The 18,254-nt window shown below is 37.8% G+C and carries 13 protein-coding genes; all 13 read left to right on the top strand.

Going from position 1 to position 18,254, the window contains the following annotated elements:
- Positions 1–70 precede the first annotated feature (70 nt).
- A complete protein-coding gene (locus tag NC799_RS07630) occupies positions 71–1,690 on the top strand; it encodes a CTP synthase (RefSeq protein WP_272445807.1) in 1,620 nt (539 codons plus the stop codon).
- Between the two features lie 1,156 nt (positions 1,691–2,846).
- Entirely contained in the window at positions 2,847–3,209 is a 363-nt protein-coding gene (locus tag NC799_RS07625; protein ID WP_272445806.1) for a response regulator, read from the top strand.
- Between the two features lie 286 nt (positions 3,210–3,495).
- Complete coding sequence (gene fba, locus NC799_RS07620; protein WP_272445805.1) at positions 3,496–4,350, top strand: class II fructose-1,6-bisphosphate aldolase; 855 nt, start codon at positions 3,496–3,498, stop codon at positions 4,348–4,350.
- 710 nt (positions 4,351–5,060) lie between these two features.
- A complete protein-coding gene (locus NC799_RS07615) occupies positions 5,061–6,347 on the top strand; it encodes a UDP-N-acetylglucosamine 1-carboxyvinyltransferase (protein ID WP_272445804.1) in 1,287 nt (428 codons plus the stop codon).
- Positions 6,348–6,992: 645 nt separating this feature from the next.
- A complete protein-coding gene (gene rho / locus NC799_RS07610; protein ID WP_272445876.1) occupies positions 6,993–8,288 on the top strand; it encodes a transcription termination factor Rho in 1,296 nt (431 codons plus the stop codon).
- Between the two features lie 190 nt (positions 8,289–8,478).
- The gene (locus tag NC799_RS07605) at positions 8,479–8,724 is read left to right on the top strand and encodes a type B 50S ribosomal protein L31 (protein ID WP_272445803.1); all 246 of its coding nucleotides are present in this window, start codon (positions 8,479–8,481) and stop codon (positions 8,722–8,724) included.
- 985 nt (positions 8,725–9,709) lie between these two features.
- Positions 9,710–10,327, top strand: a complete 618-nt coding sequence (locus NC799_RS07600) for a thymidine kinase (RefSeq protein ID WP_272445801.1) — start codon at positions 9,710–9,712, stop codon at positions 10,325–10,327.
- A gap of 195 nt (positions 10,328–10,522) precedes the next feature.
- On the top strand, positions 10,523–11,158 hold the full coding sequence (locus tag NC799_RS07595) for a YesL family protein (RefSeq protein WP_272445800.1): 636 nt from the start codon (positions 10,523–10,525) through the stop codon (positions 11,156–11,158).
- Positions 11,159–11,244: 86 nt separating this feature from the next.
- Positions 11,245–12,192, top strand: coding sequence for a carbohydrate ABC transporter permease (locus tag NC799_RS07590; RefSeq protein ID WP_417006672.1), 948 nt, complete (start codon positions 11,245–11,247; stop codon positions 12,190–12,192).
- A gap of 15 nt (positions 12,193–12,207) precedes the next feature.
- Entirely contained in the window at positions 12,208–13,044 is an 837-nt protein-coding gene (locus NC799_RS07585; protein WP_272445799.1) for a carbohydrate ABC transporter permease, read from the top strand.
- 169 nt (positions 13,045–13,213) lie between these two features.
- Positions 13,214–14,620: an ABC transporter substrate-binding protein gene (locus tag NC799_RS07580; protein WP_272445798.1), complete on the top strand. Its 1,407-nt coding sequence runs from the start codon at positions 13,214–13,216 to the stop codon at positions 14,618–14,620.
- Positions 14,621–14,794: 174 nt separating this feature from the next.
- Entirely contained in the window at positions 14,795–16,609 is a 1,815-nt protein-coding gene (locus NC799_RS07575) for a sensor histidine kinase (protein ID WP_272445797.1), read from the top strand.
- Positions 16,602–18,227, top strand: a complete 1,626-nt coding sequence (locus tag NC799_RS07570) for a response regulator transcription factor (RefSeq protein WP_272445796.1) — start codon at positions 16,602–16,604, stop codon at positions 18,225–18,227. Before NC799_RS07575 ends, NC799_RS07570 begins: the two co-directional genes overlap by 8 nt.
- The last annotated feature ends 27 nt before the right edge of the window (positions 18,228–18,254 follow it).

Below are 18,254 nucleotides of genomic sequence, written 5' to 3'. Positions count from 1 at the left end.
ATAGCGCATGAGAACTACAGGCTTTAAACCATACTAATTATACTATTTCACATAGAAAGAGGGATGAAGGGTGACAAAGTACATTTTTGTAACTGGTGGTGTTGTTTCTTCGATTGGGAAAGGAATAACTGCTGCATCATTAGGTCGTTTATTAAAAAATCGAGGGTTAAAGGTGACGATTCAAAAATTCGACCCTTATATTAACGTTGACCCAGGTACAATGAGCCCTTATCAGCATGGAGAAGTTTTCGTAACAGAAGACGGAGCTGAAACAGACTTAGACTTAGGGCACTATGAAAGATTTATCGATATTAATTTGAACAAATATAGCAATATTACAACCGGAAAAATTTATTCAACGGTTATTCGAAAAGAACGTCGTGGTGATTATCTTGGTGGAACGGTGCAGGTTATCCCTCATATAACGAATGAAATTAAAGATAAAGTTTTTCAAGCGGGTAAGCAGACGAATGCAGATGTTGTCATTACCGAAATTGGTGGAACAGTTGGGGATATTGAGTCTCTTCCATTCTTAGAGGCGATTCGCCAAATTAAAAGTGATATTGGTAAAGATAATGTGATGTATATTCACTGTACATTAGTACCTTACATTAAAGCAGCTGGTGAATTAAAAACAAAACCGACACAACACAGTGTAAAAGAGTTGCGCTCGCTTGGGATTCAACCAGATGTGATCGTGCTTCGTACGGAAATGGCGATAAGTCAAGATATGAAAGAGAAGATTGCCCTCTTCTGTGATATCGATGAAAAAGCAGTCATTGAATGTCGTGATGCTGATACACTTTATCACATTCCGTTATCGTTACAAGAGCAGCATTTGGATCAAATTACGTGTGAGCATTTTGGTTTAGATTGTGGTTCTGCAGATATGACAGAATGGGTCGACTTAGCTAATCGTGTTAAAAATCTATCTAAATTAACGACAATTGGACTTGTTGGAAAGTATGTTGAGCTCCCAGATGCCTATTTGTCTGTTGTGGAAGCATTAAAACATGCGGGCTTTGCTTACGATTCCGATATAGAGATTCGTTGGATTAATGCCGAAGAATTAAATGCTGACAATGTTGTGGATGTCCTAGCAGATGTCGATGGTATTCTAGTACCAGGTGGTTTCGGCGATCGTGGCATTGAAGGTAAAATTGAAGCGATTCGTTTTGCAAGAGAAATGAACGTCCCATTCCTCGGCATTTGTTTAGGAATGCAGCTTGCAACTGTCGAATTTGCCCGTAACGTTGTTGGATTAGATGGTGCCCATTCTGCAGAAATTGACCCATCAACCCCTTACCCGATTATCGACTTACTACCTGAGCAAAAGGATATCTCTGACCTAGGTGGTACACTGCGATTAGGTGTGTATCCATGCCGTTTGGTCGATGGTACAAAAACGAAAGAAGCTTATGGCGATGAAGATGTTATTTACGAGCGTCACCGCCATCGTTTTGAATTTAACAATCAATTTAGGGATCAAATGGAAGAAAGTGGCTTTGTCTTCTCTGGGACAAGTCCTGACGGAAGATTAATTGAAACGATTGAAATACAAGATCATCCGTGGTTTGTAGCATCACAGTTTCACCCAGAGTTTAAATCAAGACCAAACCGCCCACAACGCTTATTCTACGGCTTTGTTGGTGCATCATTAGAAAAACGAGCAACAAAAATAAAAGCATAATTTTTTCGTGTGAAAAAAGTCACAAGGTCGCTACACTGCCGCCTTGTGATTTTTTTGTTGAAAAATCGAAGAGCTGTCTAGCTCCGGGCGCCTACCCCCTCCCGAGTCGTAAGTCAATCCTCTACATGGCAAAGACCGCCATTTCGCGGATGCTTTTTGCCTGCTGATTGAGCCCTGTTAACGGTCAAACGGTAGTCAAAGAACGCTATTAACGCCCGATTTAGCCCTGCCAGCGGTCAAACGGTAGTCAAAGAACGCTATTAACGCCCGGTTGAGCCCTGCCAGCGGTCAAACGGTAGTCAAAGAACGCTATTAACGCCCGATTGAGCCCTTCCGGCGGTCAAACGGTAGTCAAAGAACGCTATTAACGCCCGATTGAGCCCTTCCGGCGGTCAAACGGTAGTCAAAGAACGCTATTAACGCCCGATTGAGCCCTCCCAGCGGCCAAACGGTAGTCAAAGAACGCTATTAACGCCCGACCTGAGTCCTTCCAGCGGTTAAACGGTAGTCAAAGAACGCTATTAACGCCCGACTGAGTCCTTCCAGCGGTTAAACGGTAGTTAAAGAACGCTATTAACGCCCGACTGAGTCCTTCCAGCGGTTAAACGGTAGTTAAAGAACGCTATTAACGCCCGATTGAGCCCTTCCGGCGGTCAAACGGTAGTCAAAGAACGCTATTAACGCCCGATTGAGACCTTCCAGCGGTTAAACGGTAGTTAAAGAACGCTATTAACGCCCGACTGAGTCCTTCCAGCGGTTAAACGGTAGTTAAAGAACGCTATTAACGCCCGACCTGAGTCCTTCCGGCGGTTAAACGGTAGTCAATTGTGCTCCACTTCGTCGCCTGCCTTAGTCTTCCTAGGCGACTTGAACTGTTCTTGTCTAGCCCCGGCGCCTAGTCCGCCTGAGCTCTTAAGAACCAACTTTGTGGCAAAGGGCACCATATAGATCGTTTTCTTAAGCTTGTTGTTGCTATTCCCAAAAAAATAGGTTTTGTTTCAAAAATACTAGGGAATTTAAGACATAATTATCTTTTTTTGTAAAAAAAGCAGGAATATGGATAGTATCTCTAGAAAATTAACTTCTAGCAAAGGGGAATGGGGAATGCTGGTACTTACTATAACTGAACTACATTTGGGAAGGGTTGAGCACTTATATGAATAAAACAGTCATGATTGTCGATGACCAGCTTGGTATTCGCTTACTATTGGAAGAAATCGTGAAAAGCGATGGGCATGAGGTTGTAAGCCTAGAGAACGCTAAAGAAGCACTTGATACATTACAAACAACAAATCCGGACTTGTTAATCGTTGATTTCAAATTACCGATCATGGATGGTCATGCGTTAATCGCAAAGTTAGAGGAACAAGGGAAATATATACCTACAATCCTGATGAGTGGCCTGGCCGATGAAGCTGCCAAAAAAGTAGAAGGAAGTAAAATAGTAAAAGAAGTATTTGCTAAGCCCTTTAACATAGAAGATGCACGTCGAACGATCAATCGCTTGTTACAAGAATAAATGTTCGGTTTTTTTACATAATGATTCGTATATAGTAAATTGCAAGTTCAGAACTGAACATACCTGTCAGTCCTGGACTTTTTTAATGGGAAAAATAACCATAAATATAATGATTTGAGAAATAATGGAATAATGCAAAATTTTTTCAAATTTGAAAACGCTTCCCTGAGATTGACTTGTTGCACCTTGCACAATCTTTCGGTATTCTTATAGTGTACCTAAAAGAGAGCAATTTATTATTTGGTAATAGGACAAGCTAAAATAATCACTTGAAGGAGGAAATATCATGCCATTAGTTTCAATGAAAGAAATGCTTGAAAAAGCAAATGCTAACAGCTATGCAGTAGGTCAATTCAACATTAATAACTTAGAATACATTCAAGCAATCTTGCAAGCGGCTGAAGACGAAAAGTCTCCAGTTATCCTTGGTGTATCTGAAGGTGCTGGAAAATATATGGGTGGATTTGGTGTTGTAGTAGCAATGGTTAAAGCTACAATGGAAGCACAAGGAACAACTGTACCGGTTGCTATTCACTTAGACCATGGTTCAAGCTTCGAGGCTTGTGCAAAAGCAATCCATGCAGGTTTCACATCTGTAATGATCGATGCTTCCCATGATCCATTTGAAGAAAACATTGCAACAACTTCTAAAGTAGTAGAATTGGCTCACATCCACGGAGTTTCTGTTGAAGCAGAACTTGGAACAGTTGGTGGCCAAGAAGATGACGTATCTGGAAGCATCATCTATGCTGACACACAAGAGTGTAAAGAACTTGTTGAACGTACAGGTATTGATTGCCTAGCTCCAGCACTTGGTTCTGTCCATGGTCCATACAAAGGTGAACCAAACCTTGGTTTTAAAGAAATGGAAGAAATCAACACTGTTGCTGGTGTACCTCTAGTACTTCACGGTGGAACAGGTATTCCAACAAAAGATATCCAAAAGGCAATTTCTTATGGAACTTCAAAGATTAACGTAAATACTGAAAACCAAATTCAACAAACAAAAGTAGTTCGTGAAGTGTTAGCAGCAAATCCTGACATGATTGATCCACGTAAATACTTAGGCCCTAGTCGTGATGCAATTAGAGAAACAGTAATTAGCAAGATGAGAGAATTCGGATCTTCTAACAAAGCGTAATCAAAATCACTATACATTCCTAATAGAACTGAAAAAGAAAACTGCCTCTTCCCGGCAGTTTTTTTGTTTTGCTTGGGATTGCTCTAGGTCAGTTGAGTCCGAATACAGCCTCAGGTTCGGACATGGAGAGGCGCTGGACAATGAAATGAGTCCGAATCCTGGCCTAATTCGGACAAAAAAAGGCGCCAGGCAGTGAGCCGAGTCCGAATACTTAAACTTAGGTTTCATCTCTAGCCAATTCGGGAACGAACTTTAAGTATAATAAATTTTGAAGCAAACATAGGAACACGCTAACGCATAATCGAAGTGAAAATCTCTATAAGCTATTAAATTAAATTGGCCGAGACTAGGATAAAACGTTATAATAAAACTATTGTGATTGATAGGTCTATTAAAACTATTTGTACATATGCGTGCGTTAGCTAATAAGATCATCAAAAAAATTTACAATGATTCTCATCTCTTATGTGAGTAGTGGTTGACAGACTTTTTCGATACTTTGTGAAAAGAAAATGTTGTATGGTTTTGGTAAATTTGTACAAACTATGAATACTAACAAGAATAACTATTCCAAAACTAAGTGGGATGAATCTTGTCTACCTGTAGGACGATGCCAAAGTATGTTTATAAGCAAATAAGAGAGGGCGAAAAGATGAGGGAATCTACTCATCTTCCGTACAACCTTTAAAGTGAGGAGCGAGGAGTTCCATATGCAAAAAATACTTGTAGAAGGTGGCAATCCTCTAAACGGCAAAGTGAGAGTTAGTGGAGCTAAAAATAGTGCCGTGGCATTATTACCGGCAGCTATTTTGGCGGATTCTAAAGTGATTATTGAAGGATTGCCTCAAATTTCAGACGTAGATACGTTGAGTCATTTGTTGGAAGAAATTGGTGGGCGTTGTGAGTGGCGTGGCCAAACGATTCATATCGACCCAAGTCAGATGGCGGCTATGCCACTACCGAATGGTCGAGTGAAAAAATTGCGTGCGTCCTATTACTTTATGGGCGCGATGCTTGGTCGATTTAAACAAGCAGTGATTGGCTTACCTGGTGGCTGCCATTTGGGGCCACGTCCGATTGACCAGCATATTAAAGGCTTTGAGGCATTAGGTGCAAAGATTACTAATGAACAAGGAGCCATTTATTTACGTGCCGATGAATTGCGCGGGGCGCGGATTTACTTGGATGTTGTTAGTGTCGGTGCAACGATTAATATTATGCTAGCAGCTGTAAAGGCAAAAGGAAAAACAATCATCGAAAATGCAGCGAAAGAGCCAGAAATTATTGATGTTGCAACACTATTAACAAGCATGGGTGCTAAGATAAAAGGTGCAGGAACCGATGTCATCCGAATCGAAGGAGTAGAAACACTTACAGGCTGCATGCATACGATTATCCCAGACCGAATTGAAGCAGGTACCTATACGATAATGGCTGCTGCCCAAGGGGAAAAAGTGTTAATCGATAATGTTATTCCACAGCACTTAGAATCGCTTTTAGCAAAGCTTCGCGAAATGGGTGTGTCGATTGAAGCTGGTGATGAGCAGCTACTTATACAGCCAGGGAAAAACCTGAAAAGCGTGGATATCAAGACGCTCGTTTATCCAGGATTTCCGACTGATTTGCAACAGCCGTTTACATCGTTATTGACACGAGCAACAGGAACAGGTGTCGTATCCGATACGATTTATCAGGCTCGCTTTAAACACATTGATGAGTTGCGCCGAATGAATGCGCAAATCAAAGTAGAGGGTGGATCAGCGATTATTTCAGGACCAGTGCAATTAGAAGGGGCGAAAGTAAAGGCTAGTGACCTCAGGGCAGGTGCTGCATTAATTGTCGCCGGCTTAATGGCAGATGGTGTTACCGAAATAACTGGCTTGGAACATATCGATCGTGGGTATGAGCAGTTAACAGAAAAATTAACGAATCTAGGTGCGAAAATCTGGCGAGAAGAAATGACAGAACAAGAGATTGAACAATTCCAAAATTCTTGAAATGGCTACGTGTTAGTGTAAACGAATCAAAGGAAGCCTGAAAAATCGGCTTCCTTTTCAAGTAAAACGTGCATTTATTTAATCGATAATAAAATTGATGGGCTGTTTAGCTTCACTATTTTACTTCTAAAACTCCAACATTCTTCTGTTCCCGAGCGAAAATACCGGATAGTGTGTAAATAACGGTTGAATAATCCTTGTGAAAAAGGTACGATGGAAGAGATTTAAAAAAATGCAATTAGAGAGTAACATAAAGTAACTAATTGCGGATAGGATAACAATACTTCGATTATAGCGCAATGCTTTCCTTCAAAACGCTTCTTGGAGTGGAAACGATAACTTCGGTCAAGTTCACTGTAAGATTACTTCAGCATAGCAAGTTGTTGTTTCAATCTTTTCCAAAAAGACTTCATTTCAGGAATTGCATGTAACCCAAATAAAAGTGAAAAATTCCCTAATGTATCCGAGTATCAATCATTCTAGTATTCTTTAATGTGAATGCAAGCTTAAAAGTACTTCCATGTGTCTTCTTCAATTGCATGAAGTACAAGGAAAATCCTTGTTGCTTGTTGTAAATGACATCGGAAGAGAAATCCGTTTTGAACAACCTCTTTTAGAAAAATTTAATAGGTGTGGTGAATGAATATGGCTGAAATTACTATTTCAGATTTAGAGTCAATGACTCTAAAAGACCTCTATGCGAAAGCGAGAGAATTTAAAGTATCATATTATGCAAAATTAACGAAAAAAGAATTAATTTTTTCCATTTTAAAAGCACAAGCGGAAAAAGATGGCTTCCTATTTATGGATGGTATTTTAGAAATTATCCCATCGGAAGGCTTTGGCTTTTTACGTCCGATTAATTACTCGCCGAGTGCAGAAGATATTTATATTTCTGCATCGCAAATTAGACGTTTTGATTTACGTAATGGGGACAAGGTTTCAGGTAAAGTACGTCCGCCGAAAGAGAATGAGCGTTACTATGGTTTGCTCCACGTTGACGCGGTAAATGGGGAAAACCCTGAAATTGCTAAAGAACGTGTCCATTTTCCTGCCTTAACGCCTCTATACCCTGACCGTTTAATAAAACTAGAAACACAACCGAAAGAGCTATCCACTAGAATTATGGATTTACTAACACCAGTTGGTTATGGCCAGCGTGGTCTAATTGTTGCGCCGCCTAAAGCAGGTAAGACAATGCTTTTAAAAGAAATCGCTAATAGCATTTCTGTTAATCACCCGAATACGAAGTTGATCATTCTGTTAGTAGACGAGCGTCCTGAGGAAGTAACCGATATTGAGCGTTCTGTCCACCCTGATGTTGATGTCGTTAGTTCTACCTTTGACGAAGTGCCAGAGAATCATATTAAAGTATCTGAACTCGTACTAGAGCGTGCGATGCGTCTCGTTGAACATAAAAAAGATGTCGTTGTGTTAATGGATAGTATTACACGTCTAGCGAGAGCATATAACCTAGTTATTCCTCCAAGTGGAAGAACGTTGTCTGGTGGTATTGACCCAGCAGCTTTCCACCGTCCTAAGCGGTTCTTCGGTGCTGCTCGAAACATTGAGGAAGGCGGTAGCTTTACAATTTTGGCAACGGCGCTTGTTGAAACAGGTTCGCGGATGGATGACGTTATCTATGAAGAATTTAAAGGTACAGGTAATATGGAGCTGCACCTTGATCGTAATTTAGCGCAACGTAGAATTTTCCCTGCTATCGATATTTTAAAATCGAGCACACGAAAAGAAGAACTACTATTGCCTAAAATGCATTTGGATAAAATGTGGGCAATCCGTAAAACGATGCAGGACTCACCTGATTTCTTGGAGCGCTTCTTAAGACGTTTACGTGCATCGAAAAATAACGAAGAATTTTTCCAACAAATGGATGAAGAAATGAAGCGCAAAGGAACAACACGAAAAGTTAGTAAGTCTTAGGAAATAATTTAATCAAACAAGCTCTTGCAATCAAATTTTTACACTGTTATAATCTTACCTGTGTGAGTTTTATCGAAACTAATCGAGGTGCTTTTTCGAAGTACCTTTGATTGAGGCTTAATAAAGCTCTTGACATTCTCTAAAAATAACTCTGTTTCCTAAGGATTCAGGGCAGAAGGAGTGGAAAGACATGAGAGAAGGAATTCATCCGGAATACAGAAAAGTTGTATTTCTTGATACAAGCTCTGACTACAAATTCCTAAGCGGTTCAACAAAGTCTTCTAGCGAGACTATTGAATGGGAAGATGGCAACACGTACCCATTAATCCGTGTGGAAATTAGCTCAGCGTCTCACCCGTTCTACACTGGTAAGCAAAAAGCTGACAAAGCTGGTGGCCGTGTAGACCGATTTAAGAAAAAATACAACCTTAGCTAATATAAGGAAGTGGAATGGGCTTGCCAGATGCGACGGGCGTAAGCAAGCCACCATTAAGTCCTTGGTCTTTGGGACTTATGGGGGATTGCTTATGACCCGAGCATCTAGCCCATGCAACTGGACTGATAGAAAGCGGAGGCGACTGGTCAGGTCCGACTGGATAAGCGAGTCCGCGGAAGTGTCGTGAACTTCGACACTGAAGAGGAATCGCTTATACACGAGGACCTAGGAGCCAAAGCTGGACTAAAAGGAAGTGGAATGGGCTTGCCTACTCCGCGCAGTCACTATTAGCTAATGAGAATAAGAGGAAAAACAGGCAAATTGTCTAACAACTTTTGCCTGTTTTTTTACTTTTTAGAAGATACGAAAGCATAAAAAATCCAAGAGCTGTCTAGTGCAGGGCGCCTGTCCCCAACCGGAACCCAAATCTGTCGATAAGAGGTATCATCATCGACAGAATGACTGAACCGGAACTCAAATCTGTCGATAAAGGGCATCATCATCGACAGAATGACTGAACCGGAACCCAAATCTGTCGATAAGAGGTATCATCATCGACAGAATGACTGAACCGAAACCCAAATCTGTCGATAAAGGGCATCATCATCGACAGAATGACTGAACCGAAACCCAAATCTGTCGATAAGAGGTATCATCATCGACAGAATGACTGAACCGAAACCCAAATCTGTCGATAAGAGGTATCATCATCGACAGAATGACTGAACCGGAACCCAAATCTGTCGATAAGAGGTATCATCATCGACAGAATGACTGAACCGGAACTCAAATCTGTCGATAAAGGGCATCATCATCGACAGAATGACTGAACCGAAACCCAAATCTGTCAGGCTGGGCAAGGCGCGACTTGCGCTTTTCTTACTATATTTCCATAAATTAAGATCTTTATATATAGCCTTTTGCTGAACTGAAAATAAAACCGTTTATAATAAAACTAGAACAAATGGAAGGGAGAGGCCCGTACGTGCATGTAATGAAACACAGTGGATGGGTAGAGCTTATTTGTGGGAGCATGTTCTCAGGTAAATCTGAGGAATTAATTAGACGAGTACGTCGTGCTACATATGGCAATCTAACAGTCCGGGTATTCAAACCTGCCATTGATAGCAGATATTCAGAGGATTCCGTCGTTTCACATAACGGAACGTCAATTATCGCAAAACCGGTAGATTGTTCTGACGAAATTATAAGGAATATGGACGAAGATGTTGACGTAGTCGGAATCGATGAAGTCCAATTCTTTGATGATAAAATTGTTGATGTCATTGAACAGCTTGCCAACAATGGCCATCGTGTCATTGTTGCCGGATTAGATACGGATTTTCGCGGAGAGCCATTTGGCCCGGTTCCACGTATTATGGCATTGAGTGAATCTGTTACCAAACTAAATGCTATTTGCCCGATTTGTGGTTCACCTGCAAGTAGAACCCAACGTTTAATAAACGACCGACCCGCTTCCTATGATGACCCAATTATATTGGTCGGTGCGTCAGAATCTTACGAACCAAGATGCCGTCATCATCACGATGTTCCTAATAAGCCAGGACTTGAGTTGAAAGTGAAAAGCTCTTCTGATATATAAATTAAAGCAAAGCACTTGTGATAGGTGCTTTGCTTTTTGTTTGGCATGTAAAGGACTCCTGTTCTCTTTGATTGATTTAAATAGTAAAAAAAAACAATATTATGGTAAAAAATTTTTCTATTTTAAACTACTGGAATTCTATAAGATGGGTATATGAGAAAAAATCACAAAGAATGAAGAAAAGGGGGATTTTTCATGGACATTCACGGTGGTTTAACAGGCGGCTTATTTCGAATTTGCGAGTGGATTTATCGATTTGCTTGCCTTAATTTATTATGGCTGCTATTCACTTTAGTTGGATTTATCTTATTTGGATTTGGACCATCCACTTTAGCTATGTTTTCCATAATGAAAAAGTGGATGAAAGGAGAGGATGATTTTCCGTTATTTCAGACATTTGTTAGGTATTATAAGTCAGACTTTAAGCAAGCAAGTCTAATTTGGTTCGTACTTATTGTAATTGGAGCCTTTATTGTTGTTGACTTAAGTCTTCTTCAATATTTTGAAGGGCCTTTCCGCTATATCATATTAGGAAGTTTTGCAACTGTTTTAATTTTGTACGTGGTCACCACGCTTTATCTTTTTCCAATTGTTGTTCAGTATAAAAATTCAACGTTTCAACATTTTAAATCTGCTATAATTATCGGTATTTCATTTCCTGTGAAGACGCTGATTATGTGTATGGGTGTAAGCTCAGTACTCTTTCTGTGCTTTATCTTTCCTGCCATTACATTCTTTTTCTTAGGAAGTGGTCTATGTTTTGTAACAACATTCTTTTCACAGCACTTATTTACAACAATTCAAAATAAACAGGTTGCTATGGCAGATTAAACATTTTAATGCAAACGTTATCAGTAGGCGTTGTTATTGAACTGTTGCAAATTATTAATTATTTATTACTAAATGGGGTGAGACAGATGAAGGAAAATATGGACATACAACCGGCTAAAAAGAGAATAACAAAAGTAAAATTGAAAAAGAAAAACAGTATTGAGAGGAATGAAAGTATAGCGGGTGCATTGTTTGTTTTACCTATGTTAATTGGTGTTTCTGTTATTGTACTAATGCCAATTATAGCGACCTTCATTTTGGCGTTTGCAGATTGGAAGTTCGTTGCAGGCTGGGACCAATTAAAGTGGGTGGGATTTCAAAACTTTAAAGATTTGTTGGGAGATAAAGTATTTGTAAAATCTGTTATTAATAACGCAATTTTTATCCTTACTGTACCGATTACGATGGTGGTTGCAATAGTTTTAGCTGTTATTATTGATAAGTATGTATACATGAAGGATTACTTCAAAGTGGCGTTTTTTATGCCATATATTTCAAGTGTTGTAGCGATCGCGGTCGTGTGGCAAGTATTATTCCATCCATCACAGGGACCGATTAACCAAGTGTTGATGTCCCTTGGAATTGAGAATCCGCCAACTTGGATTGCTGACCCTAACTTTGCGTTAATCTCAGTAATGTTAATTCATATTTGGATTTCGATAGGATTCAGTTTAATCATTTATATTGCAGGACTCCAATCAATTCCGAAAGAACTATATGAAGCCGCAGAGATGGATGGAGCAAATGCATGGTATAAATTTAGGAACATTACGTTACCATTAGTTTCTCCAACATCGTTTTTCTTATTAGTAACGGGGATAATTGCTACTTTTAAAGTGTTTGATCTAATCGCTGTTTTAACGGCAGGTGGTCCGATGCATTCAACGACCATGCTCGTGTGGCACTTATATAAAACTGCATTTATCAACTTAGAGATTGGCTATGCTTCAGCTATAGCAGTAATATTATTCTTATTTGTTTTCCTAATTACCATTTTACAGTGGATAGGACAGAAAAAATGGGTGAATTATTAAGGGGAGGACAGGCAAATGAACAAAACAAAGATTGATTTTAAAAAACTAATAATAACAATTATTACATTCTTTTGTAGTATTGCATTTTTACTACCGTTTATCTGGATGCTCTCTACTTCGTTTAAAATTGAAGCAGATGTATTTAACTTTCCAATTCAATGGCTTCCTGAAAGGTGGAATGCGGCGAGCAACTATAAGGAAGTTTGGTTTGGTGATTATCCTTTTTATCTATACTATTGGAATTCAATCAAAGTAGCAGTTTTAACGACATTAGTCTCCTGTACAGTGTCTTCATTAGCGGCATATGGTTTTTCTAAAGTGCGATTTCCGGCGGGAAAGTGGTTATTCTTTATTGTGCTTGCAACGTATATGGTTCCACCTCAAGCAAGTTTAGTACCGCAGTTTCTCTTGTTTAGAAGCATGGGTTTATTTGATAGTCACTTAGGATTAATTTTGCTAGGAAGTTTTAGTGTGTTAGGAACATTTATGTTACGTCAGTTCTTTATGGGGATTCATACTGACTTAATCGAGGCAGCAAAGATAGACGGTGCAGGACACTGGAAAATATTTTGGATTATTGCATTACCAATCGTGCGGCCGGCAGTAGCTACTTATGCAATTCTAAGATTTATTTGGACTTGGAATGATTATCAAAACCCATTGATCTTCTTAAGAACGGATAGTCTGTATACAATTCAATTAGCGATGCAAAAGTTTACAACCATTAATGGTGAGTTTTATACTTTAATGATGGCTGCAGCAGTTTCAGCGATACTACCTTTACTGATTGTGTTTATAATCGGACAGAAGCAGGTTATTGAAGGTATTGCACTTGGTGGTGTGAAAGGATAAGTTTATAAAACTAGAAAGGAGAGGACAAGATTTTGTCCCTCTCCGATGTCAATTTTTTTACAACATAGGTAAAAAAAGTTTTATTCGAAGTAGTTTTTCGTTTGTTACAATTATTTTGTAAGGGTTTACATTAAGCGTTGACTATAATATTATAATAGGAGGTTTTTTAATGTTGAAAAAGAAGTATTGGTTAGCTGTACTAGCTGTGTTTCTCATGATCGGTATTCTAGTAGGATGTAATTCTGAGGGGGATGACACTGCATCAAGCGCAGAATCAGATGATACGAGCACTGAGCAGATTAATCAAGAGGATACAGGTCAAGACCAAGCGGATCAAGAAGAGGAAGTTACAATTAAGTTCTATACATTTGGTAACGAAGCTGATTATAATTGGTCAGAGACGATAGGAGCTTTTGAAGAGTCGAATCCAAATATTAATGTAGACTTAATTGTTTTAAGTGAAAAAGGTGATACACAAGAAGCAATGCAAAAACTAGACTTAGCTGCAGCTTCTGGTGAAAAGATGGATGTATTGATGTTTAGTGATCCAGCTGGTTATGCAGAACGTGTAAGTTTAGGAATGGTGGCGCCAATTGACGAATTTATTGATGCGGAAGGATACAAGGTTGAAGAAGAATATAAAGTAAATACGATACTTAATGGTCAATACTATGCGCTTCCAGGTAAGTTTAACCCGTGGTATGTGTTAGTGAACAAGGATCAATTAGCTGAAGCTAATCTTGAAGTTCCAACGGAATGGACTTGGGAAGAATTTATGGATTATGCGAAACAGCTAACAACTGACGAGCGTTATGGCACATACTTCCACGGACCACAAGGCGGCGGCTGGATGGAGTATTTAAAGTTAGCACTATCTAGTAAGAATGAAAACTCTGGATTTATAAAAGCAGATGGTACACAAAACTTTGGTGATCCAATGTTCCGTAAAACATTAGAAATGCGTCTGCAAATGGAAAAAGAAGACCAATCAGCAACACCATATACAGATATCTTGTCGCAAAAGCTACATTATCGTACACAATTCTTTAACCAGGATGCAAGTCTTGTATTAATTGGTAGCTGGATGAACACACAATTAGGTGGAACTGATCAATTCCCGTTAAATTTTGAGGTTGGTATTGCACCTTATCCAACAAACGAGGGTAGTGGAGAAAGTGGATATACTCCTGTGACTACAGACTATATGTCTGTTGCTTCTAATTCAGAAAATAAAGAGGCTGCTTACAAGTTTATTCGTTGGTACACTACTGAGGGACAAATCGTTCAAGGTAAAAATATTCCATCGTGGAATGGTGTGAGTGAAGATGATTTTGCTAGTATTGTAGATACAATTTTGTCAGATACAAACAACCCAGAAAAAGTGGATAAAGATTCCTTAATTAATGTATTGAAAAATTCTAAAGCATCAAAATTAATTCCGCCAGTTGCAGGTCAAGCTGAAATTTATGAAGTTGTTCAAGCGGAATATGAAAAGTTAATCTATGGTGAACAAGATATTGATACGACAATTGAGAATCTTGAAAAACAAGCTGCAGAAATATTAGAAAGTAATTAAGCTTATTTAGGGTTAGTAAGGTATCGGTTTTGAGCCAATTAAAATCGATGCCTTCTAGCTGTTTATAAGAGTATTAGAAAAATTAGATTAATCACTTCCAAGCATCAGTGTAATGTATAGGTGCTGATGGAATTTCGTTTCTATAAACTGTTGTTGATAGTAGGGAGAAATTTTATGGGCATCAAGGCAATGTTAACATCACCAACCTTTCGAAATAAAGTTATCATTTCTACTGTCATATGTATTATTTTGCCAGTAATTTTAACTCTGTCTATTTATAACTATTTGACAAGAGATGCAATTAAAGAGCAAGCGATACAAAATGCAAATAATGAACTTGAACTAACGGAGAAGTATGTCTCCAAACTTTTGGATGATATGTTATACGTGTTGAATTTTGTTCAATTGGATACAAAATTAAATTCCATTCTGAAATCTAAAGCACAAGAAGATGATAATGAAGAAGAAAATTACGAACAGTTTTTAGAAAATCAAACAGTCATGGACACGATTAGTGATATTACACTTTTAGGGAAAAAATCACAGGTAACGATACTGCTGAAAAATGGTAAATACTATACGAATTACTCGGTGTCTGAATATGATCCTCTCTTAATTTATGAGGAGGATTGGTTTGAACAACTAAAGACGTTGCACGGTTATGAATCATTTTGGATAGAGACAAATCCGACTGTTTTTCAATCAGAAAAAACATATAATCCCTATCAAATATCAATTGCCAGACCTTTGCGTGATCAAAGGTCAGCTATCTATGGATATGTAATTGTGACGATTTTTGAAAACAAACTTAGTGAAGTATTTGAAAACCGAGAGGCAAATGAAGAGATTATGCTTGTTAACGGGGATGGGGTTATTTTATCACATAAGAATAATAATCAAATTGGCCAAAAGTTTGCTTATTGGGAACAAAATCAGAAAAAAAACATTTCAAATATCATACGCTTTATAGATCAAGACTACTTGATAACGACTAAAGAACTTATTTATAATAACTGGCAACTAGTTTCTGTGGTCCCTTATAAACAAGCTGTTTCGACGATTAATTCCATTTTTAGTAGAGTGTTTTTTTTGTTACTAATTTCATTTACTATTTTCTTTGTCATATTAGCTTATTTAATTAACCGGATAACTAAACCTCTTGTCCATTTAGGAGGAGTGGTGGAAAAGGTTCAAAAAGGTAATCTAGCAGTTCGATCGCGGCTCCATAGTAGTGATGAATTAGGGCGATTCTCTAAATCTTTTGATCATATGTTGGATAGAATTAATGAAATGATAAAAGAGGTCCAAGAGACGCAATCAAGGAAGAGAAAAGCTGAACTAGCGATGTTGCAAGCGCAAATAAATCCGCATTTTTTATTTAACGTATTAAATTCCATTCGAATAAAGGTTTTTAGAAATGGTGATAAAGAAAGTGCAAAAATGATAAGTTCGCTTTCTAAACTATTAAGAATGACAATAGAATCTGATAAAGGAAATATTACGTTTGCTGAAGAAGTTGATATTGTTACAGACTATATTTTTCTTATGAATATGAGACAAAAGGAATCTGTTACCTTTGTGAAGAATATATCAGATGAATGCTATAATCAAATGATTCCGCGCTTTGTCTTACAACCAATTATTGAAAATTCTTTGATTCACGGTTTTAACCAAAGTAAAGGAATAATTAAGCTAAATGCACTTATGACAAAAGATAACTTTATTGTGGAAATTGAGGATAATGGTATAGGGATGGATTCAAAAAAATTGGAGACTCTTCAAAGTAATCTTGGTAATCAAAATCATCTTAATATAAAAGGCCAATCTATTGGTAAGACAGGTTTTTCTAGTATCGGCTTATCTAATGTTTACGAGCGATTAGTGATGACATTTGGTAATAAATTTCAAATAAAAGTTGAGAGTTATGTGGAAAAAGGAACTAGAGTCACGTTAATGATTCCAATGGAGAGGGGCGATGAGGATGTATAAGGTGATGCTAGTTGATGACGATTATCCTGCGTTAGAGTTTCTGTCCGAGATGATTGAATGGGAAAAACTTGATTTAGAATTGCACAGTATGCATGAGAATGGTTCTAGCGCTTTAGCTTATGCCATTAATGATATGCCTGATATTTTGATAACCGATATAGGAATGCCAAAAATGAATGGATTAGAGCTTACTGAAAAAATGAAGGAAAAAAAATCGGACCTTCAAGTCGCAATTTTGTCGTGCCACAGTGAATTTGAATACGCCCAAAAAGCGTTACAACTAAACGTTCAAGACTACTTATTAAAAGAAACATTAGACCCTGAGGCGTTATCACGACTTCTTTTGAAAATTAAACAAGAGATAGAAATGGATTATCAACGAAGCATTAATGAAGTCAAGTTACAAAGTGAAGTAGAAAAAAATAGAAACTTAGCAAAAGAGAAATTTTGTCGCGAGCTAATCAATCAGTCTCCAAATCGTAAGCGGGAATGGTATCTTTATGACAATTATTCAGGCTTTAAACTTGAGAGGAGACCTTATATTCCAATTTTATGCTTCATAGAAAATTATAAAGAGCATAAGGAGCTATACTCGTCTGAGGATTTATTCAATTTTGCAATGGAGAATGTCATTGAAGAAGTATTAATGAATAGTTATACAGATGCAATTCACTTTCGATTTGAAAATAACAAGTTAATCATCTTATCTTCTTACCAAGAATCCTTAAAGACCGATAATTTTGGTCAAACAAAAGAGACATTAATAAAAATACAAGAAGCATTTAAAAATTATTTGGATGTGAATATTTCTATTTTAATTGGCAAAAACGTACAACCAGACCAGCTTCAATCAGAAATAAAGAATTTGCTAGATAGTAAGGTGCAGCGTTTTTATATGGATGCTGGTTTAATCACAAGGCGAATCGATATTACAAACACTTCCAACAAGGATTTGTTCTCCTATTATGATGAGGCAATTATTGAATTAAGAAATCTTATATTTAATAAAGAGGCTAATAAAATTCAACCATTTGTCAATAAATGGTTAACCTTTATCCAGGAAATTTGCTTTGAACCCGAAATTGTTAAGGAGTGGGTTTTGAAATTATTATTAGAACTAAAATTAAAGCTTAAAGCGCTACAATACTTCCAATCCAGTTTCAACGTAGAAATTCTTCACCAAGAAATCCTGTATATTGAAAATATCCACGACTTAAGAAAGTGGCTTACTAATTGTTTAGAGGCGGCTTTAAAGCTTGCTACGGAGGCTATCTACAGTTCCAATCATAAGGAAATATTAGAAGCTTGTATTTATGTTTCGATGAACATTGAAACGAAAATTTGTCTAGATGATGTTGCCAGTCACTTGTATTTAAATCCTAGTTATTTCAGTAGACTATTCAAAAAGGAAGTTGGCAAAACATTTGTTGATTATGTAAAGACAATTAAAATGGAACGAGCTAAGGAATTGCTAGACCAGACATCTGACTCTGTCGGTAAAATCTGTGAACGTTTAGGTTACGATAATCAGAGTTATTTTATAAAACTTTTTAAAAATTATGTAGGTATTACCCCGGTAGAATACCGAGGAAGTAACAAAAAACAAGAAGTTCTCTAGATACTATAGTAATAAAAGGAGAGCATG

It is taken from the genome of Aquibacillus salsiterrae, from assembly GCF_028416595.1.
GTDB classification, from domain to species: domain Bacteria; phylum Bacillota; class Bacilli; order Bacillales; family Amphibacillaceae; genus Aquibacillus_A; species Aquibacillus_A salsiterrae.
Note: the sequence above shows the minus strand (reverse complement) of the source record. Positions and strands in the feature narration are given on the sequence as shown.